The organism is Nonomuraea sp. NPDC004186, assembly GCF_053603495.1.
The window spans coordinates 1-11,114 of record NZ_JBSGFQ010000221.1; the positions used below are offsets into that span (position 1 = coordinate 1).

An 11,114-nucleotide genomic window follows, 5' to 3' on the forward strand; every position below is an offset into this window, starting at 1 on the left:
GGGGCGGGTGGCGCGTCGTGTCGCGGGGCGGGTGGCCCGGCGGGTGGCCCGGCGGGTGGCCCGGCGGGTGGCGGGGCGGGTGGCGGGGCGGGTGGCCCGGCGGGTGGCGGGGCGGGTGGCGGGGCGGGTGGCGGGGCGGGTGGCGGGGTGGCGTTGCCCGCCGGGTTCGTGGCGGCGGTCGAGAGGCGGCTGCGCGATCTGTCCGCCGAGGCGCGGCGGCTGCTGGAGGCGGCCTCCGTGCTGCGGCGGCCGTTCTCGGTGCACGAGGCGGCGGGGGTGCTGGGGGTGACGGCGGGGGCGCTGTTCGGGCATGTGGAGGAGGCCGTGAGGGCGGGCGCGCTCGTCGGTGAGGGGGATCGGCTGGCGTTCCGGCACGACCTCATCCGGGAGGCCGTCTACGGCGGGCTCGGCGCGCCCATCAGGACGGCGCTGCACCGGGAGGCGGCGTCCGTGCTGCGGGCCGAAGGACGGCCGCCCGCCGAGCTGGCCGAGCACCTGAGGCACGGCGCCCGCCGGGGGGACGCGGCGGCGGTCCGGGAGCTGCGGGCGGCTGCCGAGGAGATGACGGCCGCCGCCCCTTCGGCCGCCGCCGACCTGATGCTGCGTGCCCTCGAACTGGCCCACCCCCGCGACATCGCACCGGAGGCGACGCAAGGCACCACACCGGAGACCACGCCGAAGACTACGCCGGAGACCACGCGCCACCCCGCGCCAGAGGCCACGCGAGGCACCGCTCCGGAGGCCACGCGCGACGCCGCGCCGTTGGTGGCCGGGGCCGTACGGTTGCTGGCTTCGGCGGGGCGGCTGGGTGAGGCCAGGGAGCTCGCCGACCGCCTCGGCGTACCGCTCACGGCGGCCGAGGAGGCTGGGGTCGCGCTCGGGCTGGCCGAGGCGCTCAAGCACATCGGCGACGACCGGGGCGTCATCCGGCGGACCGGACAGGTGCTGGGCCGCTCGGGCGTGCCGGGTCGGGAGCGGGCGCGGCTGCTGGCCGTACGGGCCCATGCGCTGATGATGACCGGCGAGATCGACGCGGCCGCTGAGGCGGCGGCCGGCGCGGTCGCGGAGGGCGAGGTGTTCGCCCAGGTGGTGGGGTTGGAGGCGCGATCCACCGTGGCGCTGTTCCGGGGCGACCTCGACGGTGCGCTGCGGCACGCCGAACGGTCGGTCGAGCTGGCCGACGCGGCGGGCGGTGAGGCGGCCCACCGGCATCCGCGGTTGTGGCTGGGCGCGGCGATGGTGGCGCTGGACCGGTTCGAGGAGGCCGAGAGCCTGTACGCGGTGGTCGAACGGGAGGCCGGGCGGCTGGGCACGGCGTGGGCGCTGCCGCTGCTGCACCGGTTCAGGGCTGAGCTGCTGCTGGCCTGGGGGCGGCTCGACGACGCGGCGGCCGAGGCGGAGGCGGGGCTGCGGGTCGCCGGGCAGCTCTCGGCGATGGCGCTGGCCCCGGCGCTGCTCGGCGTGCTCGGCCACGTGGCGCTCCTCCGGGACGAGACGGAGGCGGCGCGTGGATACCTGGATCAGGGCCGCGAGATGGCCGGGGAGGGGCCCGGCCTGGTGTCCGAGGAGCTGCGGTGGCGGCGCGAGCTCCTCGACGAGGCGACGGGCGCCGCCCATGGCCGCAAGCTCCTCGGCGAGGTGACGGACACCTCCCATGGGCGCGATCTCCTCGGCGAGGCGGCGGGCACGGGCGTCTCCGATGGAGGCCCGTTCTATGGCGGTGCCCTGGCGTACCTGATCGTGCAGGAGCCGTGGACGGCGGCGCGGTGGCGGGCGGATCCGCGCGTGGTCGCGTGCGTGCGGGACCTCGCCCGCCGCAACCCCGGCGTCACGTCCCTCGCGGCCGGCCTCGCGCACGCGGAGGGCAGGCTGGAGGAGGCCGTCGAGCTGTACCGGAGCGCCCCGCGGCCGCTCGGGCTGGCGGCGGCCCTGGAGGAGGCGGGGCGGCGGGAGGAGGCCTTCGAGGTCTACCGGTCGTGCGGGGCCGCGGCGGGAAGAGTGCGGCGGGAGGTGACAGGGCGCGGGTGGGCGGCGCTGACGGCCTCCGAGCTGCGCGTCGTCCGGCTCGTCGCCCAGGGCATGACGAACCGGGAGGCGGCGGCCACCCTGTTCCTGTCGCCGCACACGGTCGACAGCCACCTCCGCCACGCGTTCGCCAAGCTGGGGGTGAACAGCCGGGTGGAGCTGACCAGGCAGGTGCTGGCGCACGAGCCCGGCCAATGAGTCAGCCCATGAGTCAGCCCGTGAGGTCGGCCTGGAGCACGGGCAGCAACTCGCGGGCGTCCTCCTCGGTGATCTCGATCCCGAGGCGCTCGCGCAGCCCCTCGGCCAGCTCCGCGGCCGTGCTCGCCGCCAGGTCCTCGGCGCGGACGCGGGCGTCGGCCGTGGTGCGCTGGGCCAGCACGTGGTGGACGAACGGCGAGCGGGGGCTGTTGGCGACGTAGAAGTTGGCCACCTCGAAGTCGCTCGGATAGTGCGGCTCGTCCGGGCGGAACGCGTACAGCTCGGCCGGGCCCGCGTGCAGCACCCGGAAGTCGCCGTCCCGGCCCAGCCGCCACTCCCACGGGCCGGACCGCGCCGTCGCCCCGTCCTCGAAGGCGATCGGCACCACCAGCCCCTCACCGCCGAAGCCCACGTCGGCCAGCCACGTGCGGCCGTCCGCCTCGACGGTGAGCGTGGCGTGCGAGCGCGGCAGGTGGCGGCGGCCCAGCCGGATCCTGGCCAGGTGCCGGGTCAGGACGAAGCCGAGGCGTTCGAGCGCGGCGGCGAACAGCAGGTTCTGCTCGTGGCAGTAGCCGCCGCGCCCGCCCGTGACGAGTTTGTCCTGGAGGCTGCCAACGTCGAGGGCGATGCCCCGGCCGAGGACGACGTCGAGGTTCTCGAAGGGGATGGAGCGCACGTGCGCGAGGTGCAGCGCGCGCAGCGTCTCATATGTCGGCGTGAGCGGGCCGCCGTGTCCGATCCTGGCCAGGTACGCCTCAAGATCGAGCTTGTCGATGTCCCATGTCATGAGATCGACGATCTCGTACGCGACGGCCCGCCCGCATCACGCGTTCACGGGATTCGCCGACAGGACGAGCCTGATGGCGAAGTTGTGATAGCCGGCGCGTTCGAACGCCCTGGCCATCGGCATGTTGCCGGAGTCCGTGTCCGCCAGGATCCGCTGGACCCCGCGCTCGGCGTGGACGCGGGTGATCTCGCCGAGCAGGTCGTCCACGTACCCGTGGCCCCGGTGCTCGGGCACCACGCCGAGGTAGCCGACCACGGGCCCGCCGTCGTTGGCCGAGGGCAGGGCGACCCCGACGAGATCCCCGCTCTTGTCGTACGCCAGCCGCCACCACGACCGGTCGCCCCGCATGGACCGGTTGTCGCGGACGTCCTCGCGCGCCTGCTCCAGGGGGTCCATGGTGCCCAGGGCCTGCCGGGTGTGGAAGTCGAGCGTACCGACGGCCACCCGGCGGAACGCCTCCACGAACACCTCGTCGTCGTCATCCCCACGGAAGACGAGCCGGTCGGACGGCTCGGGGACGGGCCCGTCCGTCCATTCGTACCGGAGCCGTTCCAGCTCCTCGGTCAGCCCGGCGCGGCCGGCCGCCTCCCAGCGCCAGGCGATGGCCGCCGATGCCTTCGGGTGGTCGCGCCAGCCGCGGGTGACGAACACGTGGTACTCGATCGCCCGCCCGTACGCGTCGTGGGCGCGGCGCAGCAGCTCCGCGGCCAGCCCCACGCGATCGTCCACCGACGGATGGACGTACACGCAGTCGAGCGCGAGGGGCCTGTCGCCGTCGGGGAAGCTCCACCAGACGGCGCGGGCCAGGATCTCACCGTCGTCGGCGACGGCGAGCCAGATGCGGTCGTATCGGTAGTTGCCGCTCTCCAGGAACGAGAGCAGGCGTTCGGGATGTGCCCAGCTGATGAACTCGTCGACGACGCAGCCGAGCAGGCGGTCTAGATCGTCCTCGACCGCGGGACGGAAAAGCACAATTCCTCCGAGAAGTAGAAGCGGGCACAGCGAGTGCCCGAAGTAGTGCCGAACATCTCAGCCCCTCCTTTCTTCCGACTTTTCGGCGTCACGGGGCACTGTAGCGGAAATATCGCGACAGGATGGGCTCGTGAGGTCCTACGACGACACCCTGCCCCTGCAGCCCCCGATCCGGCTGCCCGAGGAGGCCACGCTCGCGGCGGCCGTCCGTGCCGCTCCCCTGGCCGAGGAGCTGAAGCCGGAGGGCTCCGACGCGGAGGTCCTGACCTTCTGGGCGGGCCACTGCCGCGAACGGCTGGCCGCCGACCAGGGGCTGCTGCTGGAGCTCATCAGGATGTTCCTGTCGCGCGAGCCGCATCCGGGCGCCGTGCCCGAGGTGCTGACCGGGCTTGGCCTGGTACGCCAGGCGGAGCCGTACACGCTGAGCTGGCTCGGCCTGTGGGCGGCGCGGCTGATCATCGCGGAGACCACCGGGCAGGAGGTGCCGGTCATCGGGTCGCTCGCGGACGCCGACGCCACCAAGCTGCTGCACGGCCTGCGCTCCTACCCGGAGACGGAACGCGGCGAGGAGCTGGCCGGGTGGCTCAAGGGCCGGGACCCGGACGCGGCGGTGGCCGAGATCGCCTCGGCGCTGGCCCCGGTGAGCCCGCTCAGCCGGGCGGTCGGCGTGGAGCTGCTGTCGTCGGACTTCGGCGAGGAGGGGAAGCGGGCGCTGGCCGGGCTGCTGGAGGAGCCCGGGCTCGGGGCGGTGATCGCCACCAGGACGGAGCGTGACGACCGCCCGGCCGCCCCGGAGGAGATCGCCTGGGTGTTCGTGGACATGGCGGCGGCGCTGCTGGAGTTCGGGGGCGAGGCGGGCGAGGTGATCGAGTCGATCGCCATGGGGATGGACGCGGAGGAGCAGGCGGGGACGATCGCGATCCTGGCGTTCGGGGACCATCCGTGGACGGGGCAGGTGCTGCGGGTGCTCATCGACCACCACCCCGACGAGCGCGTCGCCGCCGCGGCCCGCAAGGCCCTGCGCCGGCTGCACGGGCTCGCGGACCTGCGCGGCTGACGGTCCGGGGGTGGCCCGGGGTGCGCCGGGTGCCCGGGACGGCGGCGGGCGGCGGTAGAGTCGGCCCGGTGACGACGCATGCGATCTCCCCGCAGACCGGCATCCTGGGTGACGCGTTCGCCTGTGAGTGCGGCGCCGTGCTCGCCGGGCGGATGACGGCCGAGCTGCACGCCGCCGAGAACGGCCTGTGCTCGGTCTGCCTCGGATCCGGCCAGGAGGAGATGGCGCCCGGGCTGACGCACGGCTGCACGGCGTGCGCGGCCACCGGGGGCCGCAAGGAGCAGGTCATCTGGCAGCTCGCCTACGCCGAGGCCGAGCACCTCATCACGATCGCCGTCGTACGCGGGATCGTGGCGAACTTCGACGGCCCGTTCCACCTGTCGGAGGCCGCCGACGCGGTGCGGACCGGGATGGGGCTGCCCGCCGGACGGCTGCCGGTCGGCCCGCGGGTACGCGACCTGCTGCTGGAGATGCAGGCCGCGGGCGAGATCACCATGCTGTCGGCGCCGGACGAGATGATCGGCTCGGACATGGTCCTCTACCGCGACCCCCAGTGGCAGCGGGCCCACACCCTGGGCCTGTGACCCACCCGGCGCGTGCCGGGGACGCGCGCCGTGGCGGCGGGCGTCGTCAGGCGCGGCAGATGATCTCGCCGTGGACGATGGAGATCCAGCCGTCCTCGGCCTCCGCCCACTTCAGCCACCCCTGCGAGATCCGCCGCAGGTCGGCCTCCGTGGCCGCGCCGGTCGACAGGGCCTGCTCGGCCATGGCGGAGCCCAGGATGCGGTCCGCCCACATCCCGCCCCACCAGGCCCGGTCCTCCGGCGTGGCGAAGCACCACGTCGAGGAGGTGGCGGTGACGTCGGTGAAGCCCGCCGCCCTGGCCCACGACAGCAGCCGCCGACCCGCGTCCGGCTCGCCGCCGTTCGCCCGCGCGAGCCTCTGGTACAGCGCCATCCACTCGTCCAGCTCCGGCAGCAGCGGATACCAGGCGAACGCCGCGTAGTCGCTGTCGCGCGCCGCCACGTACCCGGTCGGCTTGGTCACCCGGCCCATCTCCCGCAGCGCCCGCACCGGGTCGCCGACGTGCTGCAGCACCTGGTGCGCGTGGACCACGCAGAACGTGTCGTCGGGGAAGTCGAGGGCGTGCGCGTCCGCGACGGCGAAGTCGACGCTGTCCAGCCCCCTGGCGGTGATCTCGGCCCTGGACAGCTCGAGCGCCTCCTCGGTCACCTCCGACGCCGTCAGGTGGCCGACCAGGCCCGCCAGGTCGGCGGCGATCGTGCCGGGGCCGCTGCCCACGTCCAGCACCTTCATGTGCGGCTTGAGGTGGGGCAGCAGGTACGCGGCCGAGTTCTCGGCGGTGCGCCAGCGGTGCGAGCGCAGCACGGACTCATGGTGGCCATGCGTGTACACGGCGTTCATCGGCAAACTCCTTCGTCTCCGCTCCGACGCCGATCACTCTAGCGCTGGTCTCATCATCCAAGAAGAAACGTCTTGAATATCGAGACGGCGAAGAGACCGTAAACTTTGTTGCGAAACGTTCGCAAATTCGGAGAGAGGCGTTGGTCGTGGGAGAGGTCCGGCCGATCGTGCACGTCGGAGACCCGGTGCTGCATCACCCGTGCGAGCCGGTCACCCGGTTCGACGACGCGCTGGCGGCGCTGGTGGAGGACATGTTCGCGAGCATGTACGCGGCGGAGGGCGTGGGCCTGGCCGCCAACCAGATCGGCGTGGCCCTGCGCGTGTTCATCTACGACTGCCCGGACGCGGACGGGGAGCACCACAAGGGCGTCGTCGTCAACCCCACCCTGGAGCTCCCCGGGGTGGGCGAGCGCCATCTCGACGCGGACGACGAGGGCTGCCTGTCGGTGCCCGGCCAGTACGCGCCGCTCCCCCGCCCCGACCACGCCACCGTGCACGGGTTCGACGCCGCCGGGGAGCCCGTCACGGTCGAGGGGACGGGGCTGCTGGCCCGCTGCCTCCAGCACGAGACCGACCATCTCGACGGCTACCTGTACATCGACCGCCTTCCCGCCAAACGCCGCAAGCGGGTGCTGGCCGCCTACGAGGAGGCCCGTTCCACTATCGCGGACAAAGCACCGCTATAGTGGAGGAATGGAAGGCGAAGGGGTCCTGTCGAGCGGCCTGTCGATGGCCGAGCTCGGGCTGCGGATCCGCACGGAGCGGCGGGCGCGCGGGCTGACCGTCGAGCGGCTGGCCACGCTGAGCGGCATCAGCCGGAGCATGGTCTCGGAGGTCGAGCGGGGCGCCAAGACCCCGACGGTGCTGGTGCTCGACCGGCTGGCCACGGCGCTCGGCACGTCGATCGGCCGGCTGCTCGACGAGCCGGCGCACTCGGCGATGCGCGTGCTGCGCCACGCCGGGCAGCGGGTCCTGCGCGACCCGTCCGGCTGGGAGCGCCGCGTGTTGTCGCCGGTGCTCGGGGACGTGGAGTTCGAGTTCATGCGGACGACCCTCGGGCCCGGAGTGGACGCGGGCGAGTTCGCGCCGCACGCGCCGGGGTCGCGGGAGTACCTCGCGGTCGAGCGCGGCAGCCTGCGGCTGACGATCAACGGCAGGCCGTACGAGCTGGCGACCGGCGACTCGGCCTACTACCCCGGCGACTGCCGCCACGCCTTCGCCAACGACGGCGCCGACGACTGCGTCTACTACCTCGCCATGGAGCTGGGCGGCGCCGGACAGCACGACCCCTGGAAGGAGCCCTCCGATGGCTGATCTCCACCCGACCGACGTGGCCGCGGCGGCGGCGATCGCCGCCGAGCACCTGGCGGGCCTCGGCGAGCGGCCCGTGTGGCGGCCCGTGCCGGAGGCCGAGCGGGCCTGGCTGAGCGGTCAGGAGCTGCCCGAGCGCGGGCGGCCCCTCGGCGAGCTGCTCGAGGACGCCCGTACGCATGTGCTGCCGTACCCCATGGGCAACGGCCACCCCCGCTTCTTCGGCTGGGTGAACTCCCCGCCCAACCCCGCGGGCGTGCTCGTCGAGCCGCTGGCCGCCGCCTTCAACCCGAGCTGCGCCGGCGGCGACCACGCGGGCCCGCACCTGGAGCGCGCGGTGGTGCGGTGGCTGGCCGAGCTGGTCGGCTTCCCGCACCCGCCGGGTGGCGGCTTGCTGACCAGCGGCGCCTCCATGGCCACCGTGATCTGCCTGGCCACCGCCCGCCAGCGGGCCGCGCTCGCCGACGGCTGGGACGCCCGCGAGGAGGGCCTGTCCGGGCGGCCGCCCATGGTCATGTACGTCACCGAGGAGGGCCACAGCTGCCTGCACAAGGCCGCCCAGCTCCTCGGCCTCGGATCGCGGCAGGTCCGCGTGGTCCCGGTGGACGGCGCGTACCGGATGGACGTGGGCGCGCTCCGCACCATGGTCGAGGAGGACCTGCGGGCGGGCCTGCGGCCGTTCTGCGTGGCGGGCAGCGCGGGCACCGTCAACTCCGGCGCGGTCGACCCGCTCGACGAGATCGCCGACGTGGCCGCCGAGCACGGGCTCTGGTTCCACGTGGACGGCGCGTACGGCGCGCTCGGCGTCCTGGCCGACGGCGCCGCGCCGCATTACGCGGGCCTGGAGCGGGCCGACTCGCTGGCCCTCGACCCGCACAAGTGGCTCGGCGTCCCGGTGGGCTGCGGCTGCGCCCTGCTGCGCGACCCGGGGGCGGCGCGGGCCGCGTTCAGCCTGGTGCCGTCGTACCTGATCGACGACAACGCGGGCGATCTGGGGTGGTTCTCCGAGTACGGGCCCGAGCAGACCCGCCCGTTCCGCGCGCTGAAGACCTGGGCCACGCTGTCGCACCTGGGCCGCTCCGGCGTCGAGCGCCTGGTGAACCACACGACCGGGCTGGCCCGCACGCTCGCCGCCATGGTCGAGGAGGCCGCCGACTTCGAGCTGCTCGCTCCGGTCACCACCTCGATCACCGCCTTCCGTTACCGGCCCGGCCCGGACAGGTCGGACGCTGATGACCTGGATGCCCTCAACCGGGCGATCCCGGGCGCGGTTCAGGCGCGCGGGAACGCGTTCATCACCGGCACCCGGCTGGGCGGCCGCGACGCGCTGCGCGCCTGCTTCCTGCACCCGGACACCACCGAGCGGGACCTGACCGTCCTGCTGGAGGAGATCCGCCTGGCGGCCAAGACGTTCTAGCCGAACGCAGAGACCCGGCAAAGGCCGGTGAGCCGCGCATCCGCCGGGGTAGGGGGTCGGGGACCGATCAGGCAGGAGGATCCCCATGGCCGACACCGTGGCAGAGGTGATGACGTCCCACCCGGCGGCGGTCGAGGCCGACCAGCCGGTGTCCGTCGCGGCCGCGCTGATGCGCGACCACGACACCGGCGCCGTGATCGTCAACGAGAACGGCCGGATCCAGGGCATCATCACCGATCGCGACATCGCCGTGCGCGTCGTGGCGGCCGAGAAGTCCTCCCAGACGCCGGTACGCGAGGCGTGCAGCCCGTACGTCGAGGCCATCGACCCCGACACCACCATCGACCAGGCGGTGCGGATCATGCGCTCGCACGCCGTCCGCCGCCTGCCGGTGCTGGAGGACGGCCGCGCGGTCGGCATCGTCAGCCTCGGCGACCTGGCCCTGGAGCGCGACCCGCACTCCGCGCTCGCCGACATTTCGGCCGCGGAGGGCAACCAGTAACGTTTGCCCCGTGTTCACAGTCGACGATGTACGGCAGTTCGCCCGCACGCTCCCCCGCTCGTCGGAGCACCTCATCCGGGACCGGGTCAAGTTCCGCGTAGGCAAGATCGTCTACGTGGCGTTCTCGCGCGACGAGACGCTGATGGGCTTCGGGTTCCCGAAGGAGGAGCGCGCCGCGCTGGTGGCGGCCGAGCCGGACAAGTTCCTCATGCCCGGAGAGTCCGACCTGCGCTTCAACTGGGTGGTGGCGCGCATGGACGCCCTCGACCCGGCCGAGATGCGGGAGCTGGTCCTGGAGGCGTGGCGGATGTGCGTGCCGAAGAAGGTGCGCCTGGAACAGCAGGCCCAGGCCCTGTGACTCGCCCGCGGCAGCTCAACGGGGTCGCAGGCCCGCGGCCATCGCCCTCACCTCGGCGGTCGTCATCGGCTTCCCGCCGACGCCCCAGTCGCCGCTCTTGACCTCCTCCACGATGACCAGGGTCAGCGGGCGCATGTTCTCGCCCTCGATGGCGACCATCACGTCGGTCAGCTTCTCCACCATCTCGGCCTTCTGAGCGGCACTGAAAACGCCCTCGATGACCTTCACGTTGATGAGCGGCATGGCTTCCCTCCTCCAGCGGACCTGCCCCCGCGCCTAAGGGGCAAACCCGGCCAGCCGCCGTCGCAGCCAGTGCAGCGACGCCTTGCCCAGCGCGGTGGCCATGTCGATCAGGTGGCGATCGGCGCCCGGCCCGGCGCCGGCCGCCAGCCGCAGCAGGAAGCCGGCGTGCGTGGCGAGGAAGGCGTCGATCGCCTCCGGGGGAAGGTCGCGGGTCAGCGGATGCCGCTGGGCGAACGGCTGCGGGTCCACCCCGCTCAGCGAGGCGCTCGACAGCAGGGTGAGCACGTCGCAGTGCGCGGCCCCGACCCACGCGTGGGGCCAGTCGACGACGAGGACGCGGTCCGGGGTGAGCATGATGTTGAACGGATAGAGATCTCCGTGCAGGAGCGTCTCACCCGCCAGGTACGGCGCGGCCGCCTCCTCCAGCGCGACCAGTTCGTCCAGATGATCGCCGGCCCACCGCGACGGCATGGCGCCGCCCTCGTCCGCCAGCGCGCGCCACCCGCCGAGCCGTGGCCGGGCGAGCACGGCCGGGTCGATCGGCGACGGGGTCAGCACCCGCGCCAGCCCGGTCGCGGCGGCGAGCACCCGGTCGAGCTCGTCGCGTACCCACGGCTGGGCCGGCAGCCGTCCCTCGACGTCCTCGAACACCAGGGCCACCCACGTGCCGTCGTCATGGGCGTGGAGCAGCCGGGGGGGCGGCGCCCCGGCGGGGAGCCGCCGGGCGTCCGCGAGCTCCCGGCGGTGGGACTGGGCCACCCCCGCCGCCCCCCGCGCGCTCGCCGCCGGGTCCAACGCCCCCCCCCCCCCGGCGGGGCG

At 74.0% G+C, this 11,114-nt stretch carries 13 protein-coding genes; 8 read left to right on the forward strand and 5 right to left on the reverse strand.

What is annotated here, in order from left to right:
* Window positions 1-147 precede the first annotated feature (147 nt).
* Complete coding sequence (locus ACWEPL_RS63705) at window positions 148-2,223, forward strand: LuxR C-terminal-related transcriptional regulator (protein ID WP_452442651.1); 2,076 nt, start codon at window positions 148-150, stop codon at window positions 2,221-2,223.
* A 13-nt stretch (window positions 2,224-2,236) separates the two neighbouring features.
* On the opposite strand, the gene ACWEPL_RS63710 is transcribed toward ACWEPL_RS63705, so the two are convergent.
* Complete coding sequence (locus ACWEPL_RS63710) at window positions 2,237-3,010, reverse strand: arylamine N-acetyltransferase family protein (protein ID WP_363968824.1); 774 nt, start codon at window positions 3,008-3,010, stop codon at window positions 2,237-2,239.
* A 36-nt stretch (window positions 3,011-3,046) separates the two neighbouring features.
* Complete coding sequence (locus ACWEPL_RS63715) at window positions 3,047-3,982, reverse strand: GNAT family N-acetyltransferase (protein WP_452442653.1); 936 nt, start codon at window positions 3,980-3,982, stop codon at window positions 3,047-3,049.
* 130 nt (window positions 3,983-4,112) lie between these two features.
* Between ACWEPL_RS63715 and ACWEPL_RS63720 the strand changes: the two genes are divergently transcribed.
* Together ACWEPL_RS63720 and ACWEPL_RS63725 are read left to right on the forward strand one after the other, a co-directional pair.
* On the forward strand, window positions 4,113-5,039 hold the full coding sequence (locus tag ACWEPL_RS63720; protein WP_350734758.1) for a hypothetical protein: 927 nt from the start codon (window positions 4,113-4,115) through the stop codon (window positions 5,037-5,039).
* 68 nt (window positions 5,040-5,107) lie between these two features.
* Complete coding sequence (locus ACWEPL_RS63725; protein WP_363968828.1) at window positions 5,108-5,623, forward strand: hypothetical protein; 516 nt, start codon at window positions 5,108-5,110, stop codon at window positions 5,621-5,623.
* Between the two features lie 46 nt (window positions 5,624-5,669).
* On the opposite strand, the gene ACWEPL_RS63730 is transcribed toward ACWEPL_RS63725, so the two are convergent.
* Window positions 5,670-6,464 (reverse strand): class I SAM-dependent methyltransferase, encoded by a 795-nt coding sequence (locus ACWEPL_RS63730; protein WP_452442655.1) that lies wholly within the window; start codon window positions 6,462-6,464, stop codon window positions 5,670-5,672.
* A 146-nt stretch (window positions 6,465-6,610) separates the two neighbouring features.
* On the opposite strand from ACWEPL_RS63730, the gene def reads away from it, so the two are divergent.
* The 5 genes from def to ACWEPL_RS63755 all read left to right on the forward strand — a co-directional run bounded on the left by def (window position 6,611) and on the right by ACWEPL_RS63755 (window position 10,052).
* A complete protein-coding gene (def, locus tag ACWEPL_RS63735) occupies window positions 6,611-7,150 on the forward strand; it encodes a peptide deformylase (protein WP_363968832.1) in 540 nt (179 codons plus the stop codon).
* Window positions 7,151-7,157: 7 nt separating this feature from the next.
* Window positions 7,158-7,778, forward strand: coding sequence for a helix-turn-helix domain-containing protein (locus ACWEPL_RS63740; protein WP_363968834.1), 621 nt, complete (start codon window positions 7,158-7,160; stop codon window positions 7,776-7,778).
* Window positions 7,771-9,192, forward strand: a complete 1,422-nt coding sequence (locus tag ACWEPL_RS63745; protein WP_452442658.1) for a pyridoxal phosphate-dependent decarboxylase family protein — start codon at window positions 7,771-7,773, stop codon at window positions 9,190-9,192. The genes ACWEPL_RS63740 and ACWEPL_RS63745 overlap by 8 nt, the downstream gene beginning before the upstream one ends.
* A gap of 85 nt (window positions 9,193-9,277) precedes the next feature.
* Window positions 9,278-9,694 carry a CBS domain-containing protein gene (locus tag ACWEPL_RS63750; protein WP_350734769.1) on the forward strand — a complete coding sequence of 139 codons (417 nt, stop codon included), beginning with the start codon at window positions 9,278-9,280 and terminating at the stop codon, window positions 9,692-9,694.
* Between the two features lie 10 nt (window positions 9,695-9,704).
* Entirely contained in the window at window positions 9,705-10,052 is a 348-nt protein-coding gene (locus ACWEPL_RS63755; RefSeq protein ID WP_355199057.1) for an MmcQ/YjbR family DNA-binding protein, read from the forward strand.
* Window positions 10,053-10,067: 15 nt separating this feature from the next.
* Here the strand turns inward: ACWEPL_RS63755 and ACWEPL_RS63760 are convergent, their stop codons facing one another.
* Together ACWEPL_RS63760 and ACWEPL_RS63765 are read right to left on the reverse strand one after the other, a co-directional pair.
* On the reverse strand, window positions 10,068-10,295 hold the full coding sequence (locus tag ACWEPL_RS63760) for a tautomerase family protein (RefSeq protein ID WP_363968838.1): 228 nt from the start codon (window positions 10,293-10,295) through the stop codon (window positions 10,068-10,070).
* A 33-nt stretch (window positions 10,296-10,328) separates the two neighbouring features.
* A partial coding sequence (locus ACWEPL_RS63765; protein WP_452442660.1) for a phosphotransferase occupies window positions 10,329-11,114 on the reverse strand: 786 nt, incomplete at its 5' end.

Bases quoted from the DNA above. Each gene is read 5' to 3' on its own strand.
- ACWEPL_RS63750 (WP_350734769.1), top strand. From the start codon at position 9,278: ATGGCCGACACCGTGGCAGAGGTGATGACGTCCCACCCGGCGGCGGTC.
- ACWEPL_RS63740 (WP_363968834.1), top strand. From the start codon at position 7,158: ATGGAAGGCGAAGGGGTCCTGTCGAGCGGCCTGTCGATGGCCGAGCTC.
- ACWEPL_RS63730 (WP_452442655.1), bottom strand. From the start codon at position 6,464: ATGAACGCCGTGTACACGCATGGCCACCATGAGTCCGTGCTGCGCTCG.
- ACWEPL_RS63760 (WP_363968838.1), bottom strand. From the start codon at position 10,295: ATGCCGCTCATCAACGTGAAGGTCATCGAGGGCGTTTTCAGTGCCGCT.
- ACWEPL_RS63745 (WP_452442658.1), top strand. From the start codon at position 7,771: ATGGCTGATCTCCACCCGACCGACGTGGCCGCGGCGGCGGCGATCGCC.
- ACWEPL_RS63710 (WP_363968824.1), bottom strand. From the start codon at position 3,010: ATGACATGGGACATCGACAAGCTCGATCTTGAGGCGTACCTGGCCAGG.